The organism is Nocardia vermiculata NBRC 100427 (assembly GCF_001613265.1).
GTDB classification, from domain to species: domain Bacteria; phylum Actinomycetota; class Actinomycetes; order Mycobacteriales; family Mycobacteriaceae; genus Nocardia; species Nocardia vermiculata.
In genome coordinates this window covers 45,046-71,261 of record NZ_BDCA01000011.1, presented here as the reverse complement: position 1 = coordinate 71,261, position 26,216 = coordinate 45,046, and the positions used below count along the sequence as shown (strand labels likewise).

The 26,216-nt window shown below is 64.5% G+C and carries 1 protein-coding gene (running past both ends of the window); it reads right to left on the bottom strand.

Every position in this 26,216-nt window falls within one protein-coding gene, add, locus tag NV2_RS14025, for an adenosine deaminase, read on the bottom strand. The gene is 54,903 nt long; 11,085 of those nucleotides lie to the left of the window and 17,602 to its right, leaving coding positions 17,603–43,818 in view (codon 5,868, partial, through codon 14,606, complete); the first complete codon in reading order (the gene reads right to left) occupies positions 26,212–26,214. Both codon boundaries (start and stop) fall beyond the window edges.

Sequence of the window (26,216 nt, the reverse complement as noted above, 5' to 3'; positions counted from 1 at the left end):
GAGACACCGTATGCGTGCTGCGGCGTCTCTGCCGGACAGAGCACTCAGCTGCAGGCCGTGGTCCCATCCGACCGTCTCGCCGTCGATGGTCCGTCGTGCCACACCACCCACCAGCGCGCGGATTCGTCCCTCGGTCGCTGTCAGGTCCGCCAGCCACCGCTCGGCCTGTGCCATGTTCTCCGCATACGGCTGCAGTGAATCGAGATGTGCTCGATACTCCTCTGCCCACCGGATATCCACCCCCAAGGCGTTGTTGAGCTTGTTGACGAGCCACCTGTTGCGCGCGATCGCATCGGCCAGCGACTCGAGCTTCGGTAGGTCCGCGGTAGAACCCGGCCACAGGTGTTTCGCCCGGCGGCCGAGAAGACCATGGATTTCGTGGAGTTCCTGTTCCGGGGTTGGACCGTCGACATCCTCTTGCAGGATGGGGTGGAGTCGGCTTTCGGCATCCGCGGTGAAGCCGGTCACGAAAACGTCCAGGATCTCGCGAGCAGATCGCGACATCTCTCGCTCCCAGACCTCGCGGGTGCGGACCCGAGGCGTTCGCTGCTCAGTCCCTTGTCGGCCGGGAATGCTTCCGGGATCGATAGCAGGCTCGGGGAGATCGGTATCGAAGACGACCACGTCATCCCCCACGGACGTTGCCATGAAGCTGTGTGCCCGGTCGCCCTCGTCTACGACGAAGACCAGGGTGTCGATCTTCGTGTCGCCCTTGCCCACCCGGCTTCCGAGCAGGTTGAGCGCTTGCGCAATGGGTGAGTCGTCGGCGGTCTCGGCGGTGAGCGCCGAAGCCGGAATCCTGGTGAATCCGCTACGGAGGCTGTCCCTCAGCTCTCCCCAGGTGACGGCCCGCTCATCCGGCACGATGGCATCGTCGTAGCCGACAGCCCACGTGGTGCGGACGGTCTGCACCAGGCACTCGACGACATGCTCGGGCACAGAGTTGGTGACGTCGCGCAGTTGACCCAGCATCTCAGCAAGTCTGTCGTTGTCGTCGAGTGCGAGTGGGTAGGGGAGCTGACGGATGGCAGCGGCGGCGCGGAGAAGCTCGTCGATGGCGTCCAGCACGATTCGTCTGGTCGGTGCATCGACGGGGCGCGTGCGATCCGGGCGGAAGCTGCCGAGCAGCGCACGCTGTTGCTCGGACAGTGCGTCGAAAGCCCGGTCGAATTCAGTGGCCGTGATATCGGTGAGGATCCGGGTGACGTGCCGCTGTGCGGTGATGTCACCGCATGCTTCGGCTGCTCGGGTACGGATGAACCGGACGAGCTCGCGGATGTTGAATACCTCGGACAGAACGCTGTCCATGCTGCGTCGTAGACGCTCGCCGAGGTTGCGTCCGGCGTTGTTGTGCCAGTCCGACACCGCATGGGCGAAGATTCGGTCGGCGAGGTCGTCGACGAAACGTGGTTCCTTGCCGAAGCGCTCCTTCGTCAGCCACCCGCGCAGGAACTTCCCGTAGCCTGCGTCGAATGCCCTTGCGGCGCTGTCGGTATCGCCGTATTCCAGCGACTTCACGATGAGGGAGTGAACGTTGGGCTCGGCCTTGCGCTCCGGCGTGCGGTCGACCAGTATCCGGCCGGACAGATCGACCGCCAGCTTAATGCCGGACATGTTCAGGCCCAGTGCGGTGAGGTCGGCTCGTGCCGACGATTCAGCCTGCTCTCGTGCCGATGAAAGTTCGCTCCCGAGCCGCACGATGGCGTCCAACCGGTCTGCGGTTTCGGCCGAGAGTCCGTCGTCGGTGCGCCCGGCTTCGTGGACGCGGTCCAGCAACGCCCGAGGATTCAGCTCCGCCGTGGGGGCACCGGTCCGAGCCCAGTCGGCGAGACCGAGTTGTTCCACTGCAGAAGATGAGGACAACAGCAACAGTCGCAGTTGCTCCAGGTGAACCGATCGCCTGCGGGCCACCTCCCCGATGTGTTGAATGTCGCGAGCCAGGGTGCCTGTCGGCACATGATCGAACACTGTGAACGACGCGTACTCGGAGGGCAACGACTCCGGACCGACGCCGAGAATGACGCCTTGCTGCCGGTCCACCATGTGTGCGATTTCGTCGAAGCGCTTGCGGAAGTCGTCGGAGGCCTTCCATTTCTTGCCCCGCCAGGCGGCGGCGACGGTGGCGGCGCGACCGTTGGCGGTGATAGTGACGCGCATCGGTGCCGGTGGGGGGATCGGTCCCGGATCTGCGGCGCGTCGTGCTGCAACGGCGTTGCGCCGGTCGATGTCACGCCAGACCTCGGCGACGGTGAGCTCGCGCCCCAACGCCTGCAGCAGATAGGCCGGATCGGACAGGTCACGGGGAGCGCTGCGGCCGAAAGCGAGCGGTGCCTCCGCCAGCATCTCGCCGACGTCCACCATTTCCTGGTCGCCGAGCTTCGGCACGGCGACCAGCCTGCCGTCGCGCTCCGACGGCTGCAGGCTCGACAACTCCCGGGCGCGTTCGATCTCCGCCAACTGCTCGACGGTCATCTGTTCACGCCACGCGTTGAACCATTCCCGCAGCGAGTACTTGCCGGTGCGGTCGTTGCCCTTCAGCCTGCTCTCGTCGATGGTGAACCCGGGCTTGTCCATCAGCTGGGTCAGCCAGTGCCGGAAGTTCTGGTACTCGGCATCATCGGAATGTTCCGGTTTCTGAGAGCGTGTGTTCTTCGGAAGGCTCGAAACCCACTGTGGGAAGGTGATATCGGGTGAAATCGACGGTATGCCGCCCAAGCGCAGGATGTCCTGCTCGGTGAGCGCGCCGAACGCGTTCGTCGCCAGCGCGCGCTCAGGATTCCTGAGATTGTCGTAGTGGGTGAACAGCGCACCCATCACCTTGGCTTCGATCGACTCCAGCTTCGCCTCCGCACCGGAGTCCAGCGCCCGCTTGTCGAAGAAATGTTCCAGTTCGTGACGAATAACCGCGTAGGAGACGCTTCCGGTCGGATTCCACGCGAAATCGGTCCACGCCTGCTGCATCTTCGCGTTCCTCGATGCCTCGTCCTCGCGGAAATTGCTCTCGCTGATGTACAGAATTCTGGCGTCGTTCCCGACGTTCGACCGTCCGGCCGCCGCGCCTCTCGACTTCCGAGACGGGACAACGCAAATGATTTCGGGCGCCCGGTCGCGCCATCCGGGGATGCGATTGAGTATCGCTTTCCGCTCGGCGAGCGAAGAGTCCACGCCGATCCCCATGGTGTACAGCTGCAGGACTTCGTCGAAGTGATCGATGATGGCGTTTCGGATGGACAATGCGACCGGGACCGTCAGTTTGTCGAATCCGAGTACCTCGAAGCCGTAAGTATCGAAGATCTCCCCGCCGATCTCGTGACTGATGAGCCGCGCCGTGACAGGGGCCAGGTTCTCGATATCCACCGCAGGCGCGGGAGTGTCGACCTTGCTCGCGACGCGACCGCGGCGTCCGCGCCTGACCGGTTCGTCCGGGATCGACGCGGATACGCCGTGGGTTGCGGCGATCGCGAGAACGAGTTCGCGGACCGCCTCCCACAGCGCGGGGCTCTCGGCGAGTGGTTTCGAGGGCGGTGGATTCCGAGTACCGGGGATCGGCCAGAACAGGCGCAACTGCTTCTGCCGGCCGGTTGTCAGTGTGGATAGTTGATCGCGGACGGATACCGTCGTGGTGTCGGCCAGTACTGCGAGCAGCGGATCGGCCGCTGCGAGCCGCGCACCCTCGACGACGAAATCTTGTGCTCTGCGCCAGAATTCCGCTATTGCCTGATGCTCGATGACCAGATTCCACGCGACCAGATCCACCCATTGTTCGATGCTGTGGTCACCGATCCGAGACAGTCGGCCGGCTGCCGCGGCACTCACCTCTGCGACGATCGCGTCCTGCGTTCGCGGTCCACCGATTCGCCTCGGCAGTCGGAAGACGCCACTGTCGAACAGTTCTCGGATCACGGGCTCGGCCTGTTCGTTGCGGCCCGCGGCGACATGTTCGTCGAGCAGTCGGAGCCGTTCGACGGTGACACCGCCCACTGTGGTGCCTCCGCCGTTGAAGGTTTGTACCCAGCCGTAGTGAGCCAAGCGGTGATAGGCCGAACTCACCGTCTTTGCCGATGCCTGCTCCAGATGTTCGGCCAATGCTGCCGCTGGTGGCAGCCGGGTGCCCTCGGGAAGCGTGCCTCGCCGGATCAGCCGACGGAGCGCGGACGCCACTGCCGCGGTGGAGCCGCTGCTCGTTGCCGCCTCTCGCTGCAAGAGCCGGGCTACTTCGGACGCGAAGGGCGCTACCGCAGCTTCGGAATCCGACGGCGTACGCCACTGTGCCCGCTCGGCCACCCTGGTTCCCAACCCCGGTCGTGCAACCAGATACCCCTCCTCCGTCAGGCGGCGATATGCCTTGGCGATGGTGGCGTGAGACACGGTTCCCCACTGGTCGGCCAGCGCCGTGGAGGGTGGCAGTCGCTGCCCGACTCTTATCCGGCCGGCCCGAATGGCGCGCCGTAGCAGTGGTATCAGCATGTGCAGCTTGCCTGCTTCGTCCGCGATATTCTCGCGTGCCGCCGACGAAGCTTCACCCGCCAGCGCGACGAGCATCTTCTCGCCCGACAAAGGCGGGTTCTCTTGCTCCGGGAGCGGTTCCATCACCTGGGCAGCAGGTACATCAGCGACGTTGTGAGCTGCATAGTGGGCCAAGGTCTCGACAACATGAGTGTCGAAACCGGTCACCCGCGACGCTTCCGCGAGTGTCGCCCGGTCTTGGCACAGAAGCAGCAGGACTCGATGTCGGACGGGACTGTCGGCCTTCAGCCGCCGCACCCGCTCTTGCAGCCGTTCGTGTGGGAGCAGGGCCAACTGTCGACCGTAAGGCCCGGTACGGATGTCGGCCGGAAGCGATTCCAGAATCTTCTGTCGCAGCTGTGCCGATGTCACGTGCCTTCGGATCGTCACCGCGGTGACATCGGCGAGTCGCTGCCCGATATCAGTGGCGGTGGAGCTGATCTCGCGGTTCGCTGTCTCCAGCGTGCCGGTGCTGATATCGCGGACGAGCTGCCGGAGTTGTTCGGTGCTCAGTGCTATGTCACCACGATCGACCATTCTTTCGATGGTGAACCGCACCCGCTGCGCAACTTGCTCGGCGAAGCGGGCGAGGTGTACTTCCCCTGACTCGGTGGAGGGGTCTTGTTGTGCATTCCATGGTGTCCGGTTCGCGCCGCGGCCGTCGTTGCGGGGCATACCGCCGCCGGTTGCGTGGGGCTCGGCGAGTCGTTTCAGGGCGGCGTCGCGGGCGGCTTTCCCGGCGTGCCGGTTCAGCGGATTACCGCTGGTGTCGAGTGGGTCCTCGGCGAAGATCCAGGGCCCGCGGATCTTCGGCCGGCGCCCCGGGGGCATGGCCGCCGGATCGGCCGCCTCACCGGTTCCGTTGGCGGGATCTTGCTCGCCGGCTCGAATCGCTTGTTCGAGGCCGAGCAGCAGCTGTCGATACCGATGTCCGAGGCCGAGCGCGTACAGTCGTGCTCTCGCGTCGGGCAGGGTGCGGTGCCATTTTCGCAGGTCGGAGACGGGGGTTCGGGCCAGTTCGGTGACCCCGTCGGCATTGGGCGCCGATATGGGCATGTGCGGTGGTGTCAGGATGTAGTCGGTAAGCAGACGCCGCAATGTCGTGGCCGTGCCGGGGTCGAAAACCGCTGCCAGAACCGTGGAGATCGCGCGATATTCGTGTTGGAGGAACTGGCCGGGGTCCGGCAGATCGCCGATTCGGGCACTGACCGTAGCGCGCGGTAGTTCGGCCCGGTCGACGCTTGTAGCCCGGATCGGTCGATCCGGTCGGGTTTCTTCCGGTAGCGGCCGGTCGCTGTCGAGGATCTTTTCCACAGCCCTGCGCAGCTGGTCGACACTGCCGAAGGTCGGGCGCCGCCTGAACCCCCGCGGCTTCAGCTGCGCAAAGTGTTGTGCCATCAGGTCGGCGACATCACCAGTGTTTCGAGGGCGAGATACCACCCACCCGGCAGCGGATGCGGCGTCGCTCTGCTCCTGTTCGACCGGGACGACTACTGTCTCCAGCCATCCGGTCTCGATCCGAACCAGCTGTTGTTCCGGGGCCGGCTCCATGGACAGCGCCGCTATCTCGCTGGAGATACCTGTGCGCATCAAACGTAGTGCGATCCGGCACGGCTCGGGTGGAAAGGATGAACTGTCTTCTTGGGAAGCGTTGGACAACGACGGATCCAGCGGCGCCAGCCAATCCGGCAAGCTGTCCGGATCGGAAAAGCGGCGTCGGTGCTCGAAATAAGCTTTCAGCAACTGCTTTTCGAGCACCCGGCGGAATGACGACCGATACGGCTGCTCCATATCCCGGGCCTGTTCCGGAGTCAGTGTCCTGGATTCGACTCCGAAAGGCCCCGCGTCGATCTCGACATAACGGATGAGCCGGCCGGACCACAACGCGGGAGCCATATCCGGCGCCACTGTGACCGCATCCTCGAATGCGCGCATGTGTCCGCCGGGCCTGGCGGCAACCCAGATCTCCGGCGGATGACCCGGTGGCGTGGCAAAACGTGCTACCTGCGGAGTAACCAGTTCGCCGTTGCGGCGCACGAACTCCTCGGCGAACATCAATTCGGTCGCGGGTGCGATGAACCGCGTCACTGCCCGGTCGTGTCGCAAGAGCAGCGACTCGAAATCGGTCAAGGCGTCCAGCCGGTCGCGTATCTCGGCTCGCTGCACGAGCAGTGGTTCGGCCAGTACGTACCGGTCGGCGGGCGGGTCCGCGTGCAAGCGCGCCAGCGAGGCGTCGATCCTGTCGATTTCCGTATAACAGAGGCGGCGGTGCACGTGTATCAACCGCTGCCGTTCGAAAGTTGAGTCTTCGGAGGGCAGGTCGAGGTCGAGGCGCTCCCACTCGGCGGCCCGTTGGCGGGTCAGAGATTGCACATATTCCAGCGATGGTGACAACGGCTCGCCGGCCGCGTCGAAAAGGACTCCTTCCCAGGTGGCGTGACGCGGGGGGCGATAGTCCGAGTAGTCCCAGGCACTGCCGTGTCGCGGATCGACAAAGATCAGGGATCCGTCGTGTGCATAGATCTCGTAGCTGATGGTGGAGTCATCGTCCTGTTCGGTCAACCGGATCCAGCCCCCGGGCGGCAGCTGGCCGAGCGCGGCGTGCAACTCCTCAACATCGCGGTACGTGGTCGGAATGGCAGTTCCGGTATCACCGGGGCCGGGCAGGCCGGTCTCGATGCGCCGCGCGGATTGCGCCGCCAGATCGGCCAAGGCGAAAGTCTCACGCAGGGTGAGTTCGCGCGACCGGCCGGATGCCATGTCGGTTGCCCGGTAGTTGACCGTATGTGCTCCCGGCTCGCCCGAAGTGGTGATCGTCAACTGCGTCGATGTCGCAATAGCAGTTCCATTGCGAATGGGATACTCACCCGCTACGCGAGCGAACCAGTCGAATGCCTCGTCGGCTGGTTGTCCGGCGCCGGCCCAGAACTGGGGTGTGAACAGTGTGATGGCCCGCGCGACCGATGACGAGGACGAACCTGTCGGCACCGGGAGCGATTGATGGATCGTGGGCGCGGGCTTGTCGTAATCGCGCGCGTATTCGCTGAGTAGCCTCGACGATCTGGCCGTTACCCGGACCTTGGGTCCGAACGCGCCGGGTGCAGTGTGGATCTCGACCGGCACTCCGGCGACCTGGTCGGGAACTTCCACGCGTTGGTGTGACAAGGCATCCAACGCCGGGGCGGATTGGATGCCCACCAGGAGAGAGTCGTCGGTGCCGACGAGTGCGTCGATCAGGCGGTCGATCTGGTCTTCATGGTCGCCTTCCCGGAATGTCATGGTCACCGTTATTGCGCCGTGTGCAGCCAATTCGGCATGCCAAGCCCGGCCGTGCTCGGTAAGTGTGAAGGTAACCGTGGGGCTGTTGTCGCCCGTGGTACGGATCCCGTGCACGACGGCCGGCCCGCGCAGCGGACGAGCGAATACGGCGATCATATTTCGAGCTGCGGAAAGGTGCTCCGGGACCGGCCAGTCCGCGAGCAGTTCCGACATGGCGGCCTGTATCGAGCCGAGTTGCTCCTTCGAGGAGAGATTCGGGTCGATGCTCCCCAGCTCGACAGCCTCGGTAGGTTCTTGCCGACCAGGGGCGTTCAGGTTGCCGGAGCGAGCCATGGCCTGCTCTGCTGCAGGCAATTCCTCTGGGCCCTGGTCCTTCGGGGCGTGATGGAACCCCATTGCCCATACCGGCTCCGCGGGGATATGACCGTCCCGGTGGCTGTTGTGGCCTCCGACCGGTCGATCGAGCACTGCCGGATCGAATTCGGGGGCAAACGGAATCGCGTGGCCGGAGAGCGGCGCGGCGGCGGGGGACGTCGCGCCGGTCGCGACAGCCGCCATTTGGTCTGCCGTGGCGTTGCGGCCGGAAGCTGTTGCCGGCCTCGTGCTCTCATCGGAATCGCCGAAGTTCGGAGCGAGACGCCTTCGTTTCCCGATCGGCTGTACCGGGGCAGGACCTGCGGCTTGCGTCGATCGGTTGGCGTAGGTGGCGCCCTGTGCCGCGTTCATCTCATCGAGAGTCTCGATGACCATCGCCATAGCGGCTGCCTCGGTCTCTGCTGCGAGAACACTGAATACTTGAACCAGTGCCGTGTCTACTGCTCCGCGTGTGAGGCCCAGTGCATTCGCTACATCGGCCCGCGACCTGCCCTGGGATCTGAGTCGCAGCACCTCTATCTGCCGTTCGGTCAACTGTCGTGTGAGGTCGGAAACGCGACCGTTCGGCGGTTCGATCAACCCCCTCCGAACGCCTTCGATCACCATGAGGTAGTGCTCGGCGGCCACCCCGAGCATGGTGGCGAGCTCAACCACTTGGGTCGAGACCTGTCGGCGGCTGAGGTGTCGCAGCTGCTGGATTTCGAGACTCCGCTTCCCCTCGGCAAGCCGGCGGAGCGTATCGATCTGCTCGGCTGAAAGCGGTTCGGCGAAGGACCCCGTGGTGAACTCACCACCGCCGAGGGAGCGCGGTGGGCGGAAACGCTCTCGGGTGAATCGCGGGTCGAATGCCCCGGCAAGCTCGGCAGGCAGCGGATAGCCGAGCCAATGCGCGGCGGCGAGCACACGTTGCGTTGCCTCACCGTGCAGCGGTGAACGAAGGTCGAGAACGCGATTCACGGTGGAGCGAGACACGTTTGCTGATCGGGCTACGGCTACCCGGGCGGGTCGGCGGCGGAGTTCGGCGGGGCTCAGTGCGAGGAATCGGCCGGCGAGCTCGACGAATTGCTGTGCGCTGGGCGATGACGTATCAGCTGCGTTACTGGTCATCGCGGCTCGAACGACCTCGTGGTTCACCCCGTCGATATCGATGCCGAGATGCTGGGCGAGTATCCATCGAAGTGCATGGAGGTCTTCGTAAGGCAGTTGTCGGGGGGTCGTGACCGGCGCTCCGGTAGGAGTGAACAGGGCCCATACGGACCCGTGGTCGTTGTCGACCTCCACTGTCACGTCGACGAAGCCGAGTTCGCGGGCGACCTTCCCGGTCCAGGTCTTCGATGCGGCTTCCTGTGCCGAAAAGCCTTGTTGCACCATCTTGTCGAAGGTGTCGAGGTTGTCTCGAAGGCCCTCCTTCGGTTCCCACTGGCCGGCTATGCGTCGCACATTGTGGCCGATCTCCGCCCACATGTCATCGAACATCCGGCGACCGGGCGGCGTATGTTCGGTCCTGCTTACTGTGAACCGCAGGGTGCCGTCGGTTTCCACTGTCGCGCGGATACCTGGGAGTGGGCGCTCGACTTCAGCGGGGTCCGTTACTGCCGGTGACTCATAGGAGTTGATGTACCGGGCGAGCGGTGCTTTCGCCAGAGTTTGCCGGATCCGCAGAAGTGTGGCGGTGTACCAGGATTCGGCGCCCAAGATCTCGAATTGCCGCTGTAGTGCGGTGAAATCCCGCAGGAATGCATTGATTTCCGCATGCAACATGCTGCCGCCGAGGAACGTGACGTGTCCGTTCCTGCCGAAACGGAAGCGTCTCGCGAGCGGACCGAGGATCTCCCGTGTCCCTTCGGGGGCGCGGAGGCCCGAACGACGTGCGGGTGTCATCTGCCGCGGCGTTGCCTCAGCGTTGTCGAGTTGTCGGGCCAGCACCCGTGTCGCCCGGAACCCTAGTTGTTTCGTTGCGCCGACACTGCGTGGAGGATCCAGCGTCTCGGCGATCCGCGGTAGTGGCATGCGCTGCAGAAAGCGGAGTTTCAGAAAATGCCGGTGATTGGGATTATCCAGTCGGTCGATGGTCGCGACCAGTAGATCGAGGGCCACGGCATCGCCGTTATCGGCAGCGGCGAGTGCCTGCTGGAATGCCGCCGTGACCTTCAACAGAGCGAGCGGGTCGGTGGATGCGCGCTGCCGATTCGTGCGCTCGTTACTGTCTTCTGTGGCAGTGGGGCTCGTGGTCTGAGCGGTGGGACCACCGGCCACCACCAGTACGCCATGTTGCGCCAGCTGTTGGGCGGCGTCGACGGTGATGCCCATGGCTCCAGCGACCGCTTTCCAGGACAGTCCACGACGGTGTCGCAATACGAGGCAGCGGGCTTGCTCGCGGTCGGACCGAGCGAGTAGCTGGATTCGGTCGGAGAACCGAGACCTGTCGAGCGTCGCCAGCTCCCGACCGTGCGGTCCCGAGCGCACCTCACTGGGCAGGGCGGACCACACACCGTGGCGGAAACGTGCGAACCGAAGGTGCTCGTGAACGCCGGCTCTGGTTATTGCTGCAACCAGATTCTCGTTCTCTCGTTCCTGAGCGGTGAGGGTCTGCTCTACCACGGCGATGGTGTGAGCCGCGATTTCTTCGACGAGAAGACGTCTCTGCTCGGCGGTGAAGTTCAGCTTGACCGGAGAGATCCCGCGGTCGATATCGGCGGCGATGTGGCGCCGAATACTCTCGTCGAGACGAGTGCGCCCTGCCGCGGCCGTTGTGGAATCGGCCCCGGGGGCCCTCGGACCAGGGCGGCGGTGGCCCTCGGACGAGGGATGGGTATCCCGGCCTGGACCTGAGTTACCGACCGGGTAGTGGAGCGCTTGCTCATCAGCTACCGGCGATTGTTCGACCAAGATCCGGCCGGTGAGGTCGACCCGCACACGTCGGACTGTGGCCGAACTGCCGGTTCGCTCGAGAGCATCGATGGTGTCGGCTTCTCGGCCTTCCGGTACGAAGATCTCGCTCTCGCCGCCGGTGTCGACAGCGGCGGCGGATTCGGTGAGCGCCTGGACTGCCAGGTCCTCCGCCCGGCTGCGCGCCTGTTCCAGTGCGGATACCTGAGCGGCGAGATGGGAAGCACCCTGGCTCGAGCGCAATCTGGGCGCCATATCGCTGACCAAGTCGAGCATTGTCTGGATCTGTTGTGCGAGTTCACCCGTCGGGACGATGTCGGATTCGGCGACCGTCGTTGCGCTGTTCCCGACTGCGTCGTCGGCATCCGGTTCCAGGCCGATGAGCAGGCGTCGCTGCCGATCGACCGAACGTGCAACTTCGTCCAGCGGAAACGCTGCCTTCTCGACCGCAGGCCAGTGCGTCCTGGAGGCTCGCTCTCGTTCCTGCTCGGCGGCCGGTAGCGAACGCCACGCTCGCTGGAAGCGCACAGCCGGCCCGTCGGCCCCGATGCTGATGGTGCGGCCGGACGATTCGAGGATCGGTTCGCGGTCGGTTGCGCGCCGTCGTGCCACCTCATCGCGCCGGGCTGCGTCGCGCCAGACTTCGACCGGTGTCAGCCCTCGCCGCAATGCCTGCAGCGCATAGGCGGGATGCGTGAAATCTGCCGGTGCGTTTCGTCCGAAGGCGAGACCGGCCTCAGCCAGTGACTCGGATGGGGAAAACGAGTGACGATCCCCCATGGCCGGCACGGATTCGCCGTTCGGGGCGACGTTCTCTCGCTTGTAGAGCTCCAGGTCATGCGAAATAGTCTCCCGCTGTTGTCGGCCGACATTCTTCCGCCACTCGGCGACGAACTCCTTCAGGGGATACTTGCCCGCGGGGTATCTGGATTCCAGATCGGACAGATCTACGTGAAACCCTCGCTTGTCTTTATTTGCTAGCCAGTGCTCGAACAGTTCGAATTCGTCATCGGATTCTCTTCGCTGTTTGGTCTCGAACCCGTATGCCGGAAGTTGGTTCAACCATTCCTCAAAATTGATATCCGACGCCAGCAACGGGAACTCGCCGAAATCTTTCTCATCTTGCTGGGTCCGAGCGCCGAGGAATTCTTCGTGTTCCGGCGACCAGGGAGTCTTGAGGAGTTCGAAGTAGGTCAGCGCATATCCGAACGCCCGTGCCTCGATCGACTGTAGCTCCGAAGCCCGGTCGGTGCTGAACCCCAGGGGATCGGCAAGATGATCCATCTCGTGCTGAATCGTGGCATAACCGAGATTACCGATCGGATCCAGCGTTCCGGACGAGGAGTTGCCGTCGATCGTGTTGCTGTTTAGGAGTACGATCCAGGTGTCCTCATCCACGCCCAGATTGGTTGAATAACCGAATACGTCAGGCTCGAGTGGGACAGCGGAAATAATATGCGGAACGAAGTCCTGCCGTGTCGGCAACGAAGCAATGAGTTCCTTTCTTTCCGTAAGTGACGAGTCTATAGTGATCCCGAATTTATACAGTTCGAGGACTTCGTCGAACTTGTCTATGATCCCGTTTCGAATCCCGAGGACCGTATCGAGCGCCAACTTTTCGAAACCGAGTACCTCGATCCCGAAGTGGTCGTACAACTGTCCGGCGATCGCTTGCTTGGCACGGCGATCGGCCTCCGTGCCCAGTACGTCGGGGTCGGTCCGCTTCGGTGTGTCGGAACCGGGCGCGCGGCCGCCGCGCGACTTCGTTCTTCCTTCGAAACCGGTAGCGCCTCGGTTACGTGGCCCCACCACGGTAGTGCCCCTGCCGCGATGGGTGGCGAGGATCCCGTTGTCGGCCAGCGCGCGATACACGAGTGCCACAGTCGGTCTCGATATCCCGAGATACTTGGCCAGATCTTCGGCATGCGGGATTTTCAGCCCCGGTACCAAGCGGCCGTCCTGCACAGCGCGATAGATGACGGTCGACAGGGTGGCCTGCCATCCATCGCGTATTCCACGCCGGCGCAGGGTGTCCGGCGTTACTTCGGTGACCACGGCCAGAAGGTCCGCCGGCTCCATGGCTTGCATTGTGCGAAGTGACTCGGGCGCCGGCAGCCATCGAGTTCTCTCGGCGACAGTCGTGGGTTTGCCGCTGCCGCTCTCCAGATACTGCTGCGCCACCAATTTTCGGTAGGCCCCACGCACAGTTTCCGTGGACACATGCAGGTGTTCGGCTAGTGCGTGCGCCGGCGGGAACGCCTGTCCTGTAGCGAACTTGTCGGCCAGGAGCGCGTTTTCGAGCGCGGTGAACAGTGTCGAGGACCAGCCGTGCTGCTGTGCGCGGTCGGTCAACGCAGCTGTGGTGGCGCCGTCCGTCAGCTCGAGAAGGAGGGCTTGCGGCGTCAGGATCGTTGTTGTGGAAGGGCTTTCGAGCTTCCGAGGCGTGGATGACTGCTTCGCAGCCGACAGCTCGGGTTTGCTTGGTTCCGGAGAGTCGGCGGTTCGGCGTTCATCTCGTAGACGTGCCGGGGTGCCAGGACTTTTCTCACCGAAATACGGGCGGGCGATTGCGAGCTCCGGCCACAGCTCCGCGCTGGTGATGGTGGCGCGTCTGCCGACCAGGTACCCCATACTCTTCAGAGCGGCGTATGCCCTCGCCACTATTTCGTGTGTGACCGGCAGGTGCCCGGCCAAGGCTCTCGTCGAGGGCAGCGTTTGATTCGTGACGAGCCTGCCGTCGTGCATTGCGACCCGTAGCGCGTCGGTCAGCCCCGCGATCCAGCCCGCGTGGCCTGCGATCGCGTAGAGCTCACCCGTTTCGTCGGTCCCGTTGATCCTATCCAGAAGTTCTTCAGAGCTGAGGGTGTAGACGCCGCGGTCGATGCCTTCGATGTCGTCGAGATCAGCGAGCGTGGGCAGGCTGTTCTTCGGTGCCACCGTGTAGTGGCCGTTGCCGTCCGGACGCAGGTAGCCGTCCGCGGAGACTCGACGGTATGCGTCGCCCACCGTTTTGGGGTGAACCCCCAATCGGTGAGCAAGCTGCCCCACTGGGGGCAGTCGTTCGCCTTCTGAGAGCTCTCCGGCGAGTATCGCGGCTCGGAGCGTTTTCTGGACGGCGCGCCGCCACCCCTGTCGACGGGCGAGGCCTTCGAGGTTACTTCCCGCAGTGACGCCGGTGAGAATGGTGACAAGGTTTTCGGCAGTGAGCGTGGCGCCGACGGTCTTCGGCCTACGCTTCCTCAGACGCGATTCGACGTCGGCGGGTACCGAGGTGCCCGGCTCCTCAGCGACGGCCACATAGCTGAAACCTGCTAGTTCGCGGGCCCACCGTTGTTGCTGCTGCCGGTCGAGATTCACCGTGCCCTGCTCCACCACCTGTGCGATCGCGGCCAACGCACGCCGGTAGACCTCGTCGGAGTACTGCTTGTGGTCCTGTGAGCTAGTGCCTTGTTCACGGGCGGCCGACCCCGTGACAGCTGCCTCGCGCCGATGGGCTGCGCGGGCGCCTTGTGGATCCTCCCGGTCGCGTCCCAGCAGCTTGGCCGGGTGTTTGCGGTGTCTCCATGCCGGGACGGGTGTTTCGGCCGGGACGGTGGTGCCGTCGGGTGTTGTGGTGAAGTAGGCGGCAAAGGCCTTCTCGTAACCGGTGTAGTCGGGTTGCCATGCGTGCTCGCCGTTTTCGTCACCGTGGTAGTTGCGAACATGTAGATCGCGTTGCTCTGTCGGTGCGGCGGATTCCCTGTCGGTGAGAGGGATGAGGGTGTCGAAGACGAGGACTTCACCTTCCACGTCGACGAGGTAATAGATGTGCCCGTCGACCGTGACGGCAGCTCTGTCGATGCTGTTGCTGGGGTCCTCGATCCGACGTACTGCGAAGGCGATCGGATCGGTACCTCTGGTCTTCATCGGGCGGAGCTGGGCGCCGAGTGTCTCTTCGGTGATTCGCCAATTGCCTTCGGCGTTCCACCGCGGGTCGGTATCGACGGGTTGGGGCGCGTGGTCGTCGCCGAGAGCTTTGTGCACGCGGGCGATGTGGATAGCGCAGTTACTGATGACTCCGGCGGCCGGTGTCTGCTGTGCACTCGGCGCGGCAGATCTCTCCACCGCTGGTCGGCCTCTCGACGGTTCGGCAGCCTGCGGTTGTTCGACGAGGATCCGTCCGGCCAAGTCGACGCGCACTCTCCGCACGTCTGTGGACATTGCGAATGCGCGCCCGTTCTCGTTACCGACGAAAACGATAGCGCGGCCGGCGTTGTCGTCGGCCTGCTGCGCTGCTGCGGCAACCACATCGGCCGCCAGTGCACTGGCGTGGCTCAGATTCTGCTGCAGTCGTTCGTCGACCCATTCGATGCCGTTCAGACCCGCCTCGACCGCCTGCCACTTCAAGGCGGAGCGTGGGTCGATTTCACTGCCCGCAGCCAGCATCGCCGACGTATGCGCACGCAGTATTTCGTGGCGGCTCTGGTCGGCGGGAAGCGAACCCGAGAGCGGCCACTGGGCTCGAGTGAGTAGTTCCTGTTGTCCCAGCCCTATCAGCGCATCGCGAACTTGATACAAGACATCCATCCGCCGGCGAGCCAAGTCTTGGATAGCCTGAATTTCCAGCGCCAGACCACCTGTGGGTACGTGAGCGTGCTCGACGAATCTCGGCTCATGGTCGCTGCGGGCTGTTTCCTCGGCAGTGGGGTCGATGCCGAACAACAACCCCCACTGGCGATCGACCATGCGGGCCAGCTCGTCCAACACCAAAGCCGAACCGTCTCTCCCGCCCTTCTTCCGGAAGATGTCCACAGTGTCTTCCGACAGGCGGCGGTCACGCCAATACTTGCGCAGGTTCTCCGCGGCACCGCGAACCCCGATGCTGACGGGCAGGTCCACGGGGGTGGGAGCCGGCCCGGCCTCCGCCATCCGCCGTTGCGCCACGTAGTTGCGGCGGGCGGAATCGCGCCATATCTCGACCGGGCTGAGGCCACGTAGCAATGCCTGTAATGCGTACGCCGGATGTGAGAAATCCGCGGGGGCACTTCTCCCGAAGGCCAGCACCGAGTCGGCGAGCGCCTCGTTCGGGTTGAAAACCGAAACATCGCCGATGGCCGGCGGCACCGCACCGGTCGAGGCGAGTGAACTCTGCCGGCTGTCGCTCAGATCATCGACGATGGCGCGCCATTGGTCTGCTGTGATGTTCTGCCGCCATGTCGTGAAAAGTTCACCGACAGAATATTTCCCACTCGGATACCGGTCTCGGAGCGATGCGATGTTCACATCGAACCCCGGCTTGGTCTTCGGCTGTTGCATCCAATGCCGGAATACATCGTGGGTGCTGTCGAGTCCGGCCCTCTTCTTCTTCACCCTGCTGTATTCGGACAGCTGTTCCAGCCACTCGTCGAACCGGGCATCTGCCGGCAGACTCGGCGGGTTGCCCAATTCCCGCCGATCTTGCTCTGTCCAGCCGCCGAAGTGTCCCGCACGAGCAGCGGTGGTCGGCTCCTTCAGATTCTCGAAGTGACTGTGCAGGTGGGCGAAGGCTCTCGCTCGGGCGAGATCGTTCTCAACTCGTGCCGCGCCGGTCTCGAAGTTGTGCGTCAGCTCGTGTCTGAGTATCTCGTACGCGAGATCCCCCACCGGTGAGGCATGTTCGGCGTCGTCACCCGTCGGAGCTTCTGCGATCTTCGCGAACATCTCCTGATTGATGAGAACCAGGCCGGCATTGTTCATTTCCGGGATTCGGATAGCGGTGCCGTAGAGCCTTTCCCGCATCGGTGACACGGCGATCAGGTCGGTTCCGCAGTTCATGCCGCGACCCAGTTGTTCCAGCACAGCTTTGCGGTCGGCCATCGACGAATCCACGGTGATGCCGTGCTCGTAGAGTCGGAAGACCTCGTCGCAATGGTCGACGATCGCGTTTCGAATTGCCAATGCGGTGGTGGCGGGCAGCTTTTCCAGTCCGAGAACTTCGATTCCGAAGGTGTCGAACAGTTCTGCGGCAGCATGACTGGGCACGGCCCCCGCGACCCCTGAATCCGCCGAGGCCTGATGCCGGTCGGTGGCACCCTCGCTGCTCGTCTCGTCCACCGCGGGCAACGGCTGCGATTTCTGCCGATCGGTCTGTGCCTCGCCCCGGTCCATGTCGTCGTCGGTGAGGTGCGCACCCCCGGCCGCGTCGCTTGCTGTGAAGCGCTGGCCCAGTTCGTATTTCAGTGCATGAAGTTCCTCGTGCCAGAGTTTCTCCGCGATCGGGTCGTCGAGCTGAGCAAGATGCTGTTCGATCTCGGTGACTCGCTGCCGGATCTGTTCGTCGGAGACGGTTCGGCCCGTCAGTAGGTCGCCGCTCAACTGTCCGTGCCGGTAGATGACCGGCTCGCCGTATTTCTGATCGAGGAAGTACTTCTGCAGGGTGTAATGGCTGAACCCGAATCCGAGGAAGATATCGGTGTCGCGTTCGTTCCAGTGGTCGATCTCGTCCATGATGAGCGTTTCGCGATAATTCACCTCGTAGCGGGTGATGTCACGTACCGCATTCGGGTCGTCCATACGGTTGGGATCGAATATGTCGACGGCCTTCTCGGCGGGATCGAACGGCACGCCGAGGGTCTGTTCGTACCAGCGGAGCAGGTCCTCGAGGGTGAGTCCCTGGGGTCCGCCGGTGTGTGGCCAGTTTCCGGTATCACGCAGGGCACGCTCGCGTTTCACGGCCCATGTCCGCAACTTCGCAGAGAACTGTTCGTTGTCCCGGAGTTGCGTCAAGAGCGCCGGCTCCTCCGGAGTGTCCTTGGCACGACCCAGCCAGGCGTTCTGTTCATGACGCACCTGGCTGAGGAATGCGCGCAGGTGGTGCGGGATCTCCTGCTCCGGATTGATGGTTGCCGGGAAGTCGGTCCAGCTCACGTCGGGGGCTCGGCTAGGGATTCCGGACTGCACGGCAAGCCATTTCGAATGCCAGTGGTCTCCCGCCGCGACAGCTTGATCGGGGGTCTTTCCGGCAATGGCGTTGTCGTCCAGCGGACCGCCTTCGTGGAGAAGGACACCGCCGCCCGCGGCCGGGCGGCCGGAGAACAGCGCGAATGCGGCACGGATCAGCGGATACTGTTCCGCATCCGGGATTTTCGTGTGCTCCTGCGCGCTGTACCAGATCCGGGCGCCGCTCGGGGTTTCGTAGCGCGCGATTCTCGTCGCATGCCCGAAAAGCGTGTGCATCGTGTTCTCTTCGGCAAGGCATGCGGGCCGAAGCTCGTTGAAGGTCTGCTCGTCGGGAGTTAGTCGGCCCAGGGGGCTTTCGCCTGTCTCGTCCGGCAAGGGGGCAGTCCCCTCGGGCGGCGACGCGCTTGCCGTCGACTCTGCATCACTTGGCCGAAACGTCGGGTTGGGGCGCCAGTATTGCGGCATGTCACCGGCCAGGGCGGTGAAATCGCGTTGCCAGATTTCCGCCGGCACCTCGAAACAGCCCATGATGCGGTCGTTTCGCAAGCCTCCAGGCCAATGCACAGATACGACGCCGTCGTCGTCGACCACTCCGAACCCGCCGGGCGCGTCGATGACGTAGATGCGGTGGACTTCGGTCCACTCCGAGGTCCTATTGTTCAGCGTGGCCGATCGGCCGTAATCGCCCGCACGGTTCACTCGGACCGTCGTGTAAACGACTCGACCGTCGTGTCGCTGTGGCAGCGCGGCGAACCCCTCCGCCCACACGTCGGCGCTGGGCCGCGTGTCGCCTCGAAACAACAGCCCACCGCCGGTCCGCCACCCGGAAGCCGGGTACTCCTCCTCGAGAGCTTGCCACCTGCGACGTATAGGCGCGAGATCGACATTCGGGTCGGCGGCCGAGTTGCGCAGCACATCGTCGGGAAGCTCCGCGATCGAGTGCCATTGCGCCGGCACCGACGCACTGTCGAGCACCTTGCGCACCACCTGGGCGCCGTCTAGCGGGGGCCCGGTGATGTCGATGGTCGCGAATGTGGCTGTGACTTGGGATGATTCGATTGTCGTGTGGGGGGTGAGGGTGCCGGCGGTGGTGGTTTCGAAGTAGGCGGCGTAGGTGTGTTCGGGGGTCTTGTAGGTGGATTTCCAGTCGAGGTAGGAGCGGGGGGCGCCGCCGGTGAGTTGGTCGTGGACGAGGGTGGAGGTGAGGCCGGTCCGTGGGTTGGTGCTACGGGTGATGACGTAGGCGTGTGCTCGGTTGCCTTCGCCGACGACGATTACCGCGGCGCGAAGGGCGGGGTTGTTGTGGAGCGTGTCGACGGCGGTCTTCATGGGGTCGTCGGATTGTGCGGCGGGGGTGCGTGGTTGGCGTTGTAGTCCGGTGGACAGTGCTTGTTCGAGGTGGGTGGCGTGTCGTCCGGTAGGGGTGTGTACGGGTAGGCCGTGTTGTTCGAGGATTTCGACGGCCCAGGGCAGGCATTCGAGTACTTGTTCCGGGAGTGCTGTCGGCGTGCCGGTTTCAGTACTGCTGTTGTGTTCGGGGCTTTGGACAGTGGGTGTTTCGGTGGCTCCTTGTGTGGTGATCATGTGTTCAGGCAGGGTCGGGCCGGTGAGCTGCAGTTGTGGGAAGTCGCGGCCCAGTAGCGGGAGGAGGAAGCCCGCCATCATCATCGCGGTGTTCGAGCCGGAGGTGTTGCGGTGAGAATCGATGCCGGCGTTGTGGAGTGAGTCGCGTAGCTGCTGTGCGGTTTCTTGCGAGGCGCCCTGGGGGTCGACGGTGACGAAGCCGGGGCATACGCCCCCACGGTCGGCTTTGCGGGCCTGATGGGCGGCGCCGGTGATCGCTACCCGGGTGACGGTCCGGTTCGCGGTGTCGAACTCGATCTCGAATCGGGGTGGTTTTCGGGGCTCGGTGAATTCGCCCAGCGTGGTGAAGGTGACTCCGGCCATGACACTGAACCGGCTGGCGAATTTCAGCACGCTGTGCTGGATGTCGGCCCACGACCAGCCGGCGATCGTGTCGGCGTGTTCGGCGAGGCTCTCCAGATATCCGCGCATCACGATCTGGACACTGCCCATGTTCGTGATGGCAGTGAGGACTGTCTTGTCGCCCGGCACCGAGTAGTCGCCTACCGAATGCGCCGGAAGGTCCAGTGTGGCCCGGTGTTCGGGTGCAATGGATTCCAGGATCGGCGCGCGACTAGCCGAGCGTTCGGATTTGATCGCCGCGAGCTCCTGCCATACCGGGTCGTCGATCGCCTCCGATGCGGCGGTCAGTTGAGCGGCAGCGGCCTGCATGAATGCGTGCTTACCGCCGCCTCGTGGGAATCCGTCTTCCGCTTCCATGATGTAGTCGTCGGTCAGGTTCGATGCGAAGTACCGAGGGGCGGTGGTGGTGTAGTCGGTGTTGAGGGCGGCATGCACGAGTTCGGGACGCGTCATTGCCTGCTGCAGCGTTGCCTCCGTCAGCCTGTATTGCAGGCATCCCGACGCGATCGATCGCTCCAGTGAGTAACGGAGATAGGCGATTTCCTCTGGCGGGAACAGTTCCGACAGGCGTTTCCGGTCGCCGCCGACCTTGATCGGCAGATCGGTTTCGGCGAACTCGCGGCCGACCTGTTCGATGATTTCGCGCGCGCGTGCCGGGTCGGCGAGGACCCGTTCGATACCTTGCTTGGTCAGGGCCCGGATGTGTGAGACGGCGGTACGTGGAACATTGGTGGAGGGAAGCCACTCGGTCGCTTCGGCGGTGTCCACGGGCGTGGTGTCATCGGGATCATCCGCGTTGCCGTTCGTGGATGCCACCACATCCTCGACGTGCCCGGTCGGCAGGAGCTCCTCGGCGATACGTTGGAGATGTTCCGGCAAGGCGAAGCCGAGCAGTCGTGCCGCTGCCAGGAGTTGCCGTTGCACGTCGGAGGGTCTCGACAGGGATCGTCTGTTCAGGATCTCGTTGAAGTATGGCTGGCTCGCACCGGCCAGTGCAGCGACATCACGCTGCTGCGCCGGCCCTTCTGTTGCGGCGGCGGGGAGGTTGCGGAACCGTTCGACGATCTCTGCGACCTCCGCGCGCAACGGCCGGTCGTCGACGAGGTAGGCCAACCTCGCCAAGCGTGACGATCCCGTCGCCCGAGCGAGTATCCGCAGTTCATGTGACTGATCGGTGCTGCTCGCGGCGACGAGCGGGGTGTCGGCGTCGAGGCCGAACATCTGGTCCAGCTGTCGAGCCAACTCCGATGTCCGTTGTCGCAACGATTCCTGTAGGCCGTCGACCTCGGGCCGTTCCTGTTCCGGCGACTGGTCTCGACCGGCGAAATCGCGGGTCACCTCTTCGATACGTGCGCTGAGCTCCAGCGCGGCGACCAGCCAACCGAGCACCTCGTCGTCGTTCACCGCCGCCACCGCCGCGGGTGTGGCCGCCGCGACCGCCATTCTCAGTTGCGTCAGGCTGTTTCGCGCCGCGCCCGGCACCACCCGACCGGTGTCGAGGGACAACAGTTCGGCCAGCTTCGCACGGTTCGTGACGAGCGCTCCGGCAGTGTCGGGCGCCGAATCGAGCCGAACAACAGGGCCGGGTGACGGTGTTTCCGGGCGGATGTCCGCCGCAGCGGCCCGCACGGCGGAGTCGACATAGCCGTCCGGTAGCAGTTGGTCTGCAGCATTCCGCAGAGGGGCCGGCAAGTGGAAACCGAGCAGCTTGGCCGCGACGAGCAGTCGCCGCTGCGCGGCGGTGGGATTCGGTACGGACTGCTTGTGCAGCAGACGACTGAAGGTGGCCTGGTTCGCACCGGCCAACGCTGCGACATTCGCCTGATGTGCCGGACCTGCGGTCGCGGTAGCAGGCAGGTTCCGGAATCGCTCGACAAGCTCCGAGATTTCGGCGGCATCGACGGGAGTGAGCAGCGGGGCCAGATCTAGTTGCCCGGCCTGAACCAGTCTGTCGAGCGCCCCGCGTTGTGCGACGCTGACATTATCGCCGCGCTGGAGAGCAGCGAGGCTCTCGCTGATGTAGCGGCGCGAGGTGCGGTGCATTCCGAACCACCCGGCCACCATGTTGCGAGCGATTCCATGCACCCATTCGAGCGGTGCGGTGTCCCCGGTCTGCCAGCGGTGCCGCTCCGCGATCTCGAACACCAGCCGGGTCAGGCCCTGGGCGACCTGGGTCAAGGGCTGCATCTCGGGCGGAACGGCCCCCTCGGGAATTCCCAGTTGTGTACGAATTCGTGCGAGAACCTCGCGCCCGTATCGCGTGCGGAGCTCCTCGAACGCCGCCGCATCGCCCTGCTGCTGGGCCCGAAGCAGCGTGGCGTCGGAATCCTGTGGTGTCGCAGGATGTGCGGGGCGCCCTCCGACCGCGTGTGCGTCCGGGCCGACCGGGCCGATGGCGTGCACCATCCCGGGATCGAATCGCTGACCTCGCCGGGGCGGGACCACATGCAGGTCGTCGCGGGCTCCGCGGGCGCCACGGTCGAACGGGTCCGATTCGGGCCGTTTCGGTATCCAGCCCGGGCGTGGGCGCGATGCCCCCGGGGCTTTCGCGGGGGTCGGTGTCGGGGTGCCGGTATCGGTCGCTCCTACAGGCTGGACGGCCGGATCCGGTGTGGTCTGCGCAGTGCTCCATGGCGTCGGCGCGGGGTCGACCACTGCTTCGAAGACCGTGTTCTCGTACCATTCGGTGCCGGTCCGGGGTTCCTGCATCGCGGTTTTGACGACACGGACGCCGGGGGCCCCGGTCGTTTCGATCACCAGCCCGAACGGCGTGCCGGAATCCGCCTGATCGGTGGCTGCTCGCACCGTTGCCTCCGCTGCGATCTCGACCTGTTCCGCCGCCTCCGCAGGCCATGAGCCGGTTGCTGCGCGCACGACGCCGCGAGCGGTGCTGATCGCGGTATTCGGGTCTGCTTCGGGGTCGACCGCCAGCGTGACACGCAGTGCGGGTTCGTTCGAGCGTCCATCCGCCGGTACGGCCAACGAGAGTTCGGCGGACTGCCCGACCCCGCCGATCAATGCCGACAATTGGTGTGTGCCCTCGGCGTCCGGAGCGCAGCGCAGCTGTAGCCAGCCGTCGTCGGTCGAGGCGAGCCGGGCCGCGAGCTCGGCCAGGGCCGGCCCGGCCGCAGCCGTGTTGTCACCGAACGGCCAGAGCTGGTGCTCGACCAGCGCCGGCAGTTCCGGACTGGTGGGTGCCAACCGGGTGATGTCGAGATCCCAGGCGGTGGGGGTTTTCAGACAGCACGACGACACCATTTCGTCGCCGTCGAACAACTGGATTTCCAGCGGCAGGGCGGTGGTGTCCTCGAATTGCGGCACCACGATCCGGCCCGATTCGAACGCGGCGACACCGTGGGTCACCGCGAGCATCCGGTGTGCCAGAGCGAGCGCCACCGCGCGGAGTTCCGGTGAGATTTCGGGAGGCAGCGCTGCGATCAGCTCACCGGTCCGCCGCACCACTTCGTCGAGACCGGTACCGGCGTCGAATACGGCTTGCGTGGTCGACGAGGTCCCGTTGGGGTCCACCGGTGCGGTCGTCCCTTGGTTCTGCCACCCGTCCGGCCGCATCACCTTGCGTCGGAGACCCTTGTCGAATGTCCGCTGCAGGTGTTCGTCCGTGTCGGGGTATGCCGGCTGGATCGATTGCGGTGCAAGCCATCCCGGTCGGATGATGGGGCGCGAGACCTTGACGGTGTGAACGCCGTTGCTCAGGTCGGGGGTACTGCTCACCAAGTCGATCTCGGGTGTGCCGCCGTTTCGGCGAGCCACGGCTCTGAAGGGGGCGTTCCGGTGTGGCTGGAGTTGCGGTTGCGGCATCGCGGCCGGGGTGATGAAGCTCTTCGGCTTCCAGTTCAGTCGCCCGACTGCTATTCCTCCGATGGCGGACCCGGCCATTATTCCTGCTTCCACCCACCCCGTCGTGGAAGATCCGAAGCTGGTCATCATGGCGCCGAAGGCTGCGCCGCCCAGGAACCCGCCCGCACTGCCGACGGTGTCGATGATCGCCACCGTGCTGCCGGCCATCTTGTCGGGAATGACGCGTGCGAAATGAGCATTGAAAACCTTGTTGTTCATCGCGTTCATGAAGCCGACGACACCCAGCGAGGTTCCGATCAACAACGGGTTGTCGGTGGTCGCATAAGCGATCGCCGGCCCGGTCCAGGACAATTTCGACAGGATGTCGAACTCTCGGGAACTCGACTTCCTGTCGATAATGCGATCGATGATTTTCTGCGGTATCGCATAGGCGAACAGCAATCCGACCGCATTGGCCGATGCGAGCATGCCCGTGGTCGTCCCCGAGTAGTCGTTGGCCGTCGCGACCGCAACCATATGTGAACCCAAGGTTGTCGATGCGAACAGTGACGACACATTCATTGCGAGGAAGCCTCGCAGGAACCGGTCCTGGTTGATTGCGCCGAGCCCGTCCCGCATTCTCGGTTTGTCCCGTGGGTTCGGCTCCGCCGGCGGAAGCTTGTTCAGTCCCACGTGGTACAGCGCGTTGGTCGCAGTGAGCAGTCCGAACGGAAGCAGGGGTACAGCCGTCGCGCTACCGGCTGTAGCCCGGCCGCCTGCGCTGCCGAACGCGTTCTCCAGCAGCCTGAGGTTGTCTGCGGTCTTCTTCTCCGCCTTCGTTTTACCCAACTGCTTTGCGTAGACGAGATTGGTGGTCCGGGCGATGGCACCGAGAGCGGTGAAGGCCATATTCGCGCCGATCAGCGCTCCCACTGTCCCGGGGAGGTCGAACAGGATCCAGGCGCCGCCGGTAAGCCCCGCCACGACCGAACCCATCGTCACCGCCCGCAGCGTTTTGCGCGGATCCTCCCGATCCGCAAGCGGCCCGGCCAAGAACTGGACTCCCACTTGAGTGGCGAAAGCCGCCGAGGTCGAATAGCCGACGAGATCCCACGAGCCACCATTGGCAACTATCAGGAACGGGGTGCTCGCCAGAAAACCCTGATTAGCCAAGGTGGCACCCACAGAAGAATAGAATCTGGTGAGCACATTCGAATCCCGGATCTTCTGCAGGAAACTCGGTGTGTCAACTGCTTCCGGCTCGGTCGGCGGTGTGTTGCTCCGCAACTTCTTGAACCACGGGGTGCCGTCGCCCCGGTGATCGAAGGTGATGGACCCGTCCGGGACGCCCCCGATCGTCGGCATCGTATGGCCGGCTCGGCCTGTCCTCCTGCTGTGGCCGTCGCGTGCCTCGGCGGGATCGTCTGCGGGGGAGCGCCGGCCGAACCCGTCGGTCCTGGTCGGACCGGACCGGAACAGTGCGGCAGCGGAAGCCGGATCTTCGCTCCACCGGTCCAGGGCCGTGACGGTTCTCGCGACCACCTCGGTCTCCGTCCGTACCCCGAGTTTCGACTTGATGCTGCGGACATAGCTGTGCACAGCGAACAGTGAGACACGCAGTAACTCGGCGACCTCGCCGGTGGTGCGGCCGTGCAACCGGTGGGCCAGCACGGCGATCTCTGTTGTCGTCAGGACCTCGGTGAGGTCTGTTACGGCATTGTTCGGCGCTTCGACAAGCTTGTGCCGCAACGCCTCCGCCGCAATGAACACCGATCGGTCGGCCACGCCGAGGGCGGCGGCCGTGCGGGAGAGTCCTTCCGATCCGATGAATTCGCCGGCAACGATCCGCTGCAGTCGGTGGATCAGCTCGCCGACCGCAGCGTCGGTCCGCGCCATGAGCTCGGTCTCGTTGGACGCGTTGACCTTTCGTCGCGCTGCCATGATCCGGCTGCGTACGGTCGCCGCCGGAAGGCCGAGCCGGGCGGCGATCTCGGCAACGGATCGTCCCGCGTTCCGGTGCACGAGCACGTGGACACTGTTCGGATGGAGCAACGACAGGTCGCTGACCAGTGGCGCGATGGGTTCCGCGGCGTGTGGGTTCGCAGATGCGGTGGAAGCCGTAGGCGAAGTTTCGGATTCCGATGCTCGGTCTCGTCGTTCATGTCGCGGCCCACCGAGTCCCGACGCGCCACCGGACGAGTGCCGAGCGTCGCGTTGCGCGCCGCCTTCGGTCCAGCGTGCGGGCAACGATGCCCCGGCCGCGGGAGTCTCGACGAGAATCCTGCCCGCCAGATCGACTCGGATCCGTTCGGAGGATATCGGATCTCCGTCCCATGTCCCGTTGATCTCGCGCAGTGCCAGTTCTGCCGCCCGTGCCTGCGCCTCATCGATCTCGGCCTGTAGACCGGCTGCGGAGTGCGCCATCGCGGCCAACGTGAGTAGACGGTCCGCAGTGCCGAGATCAT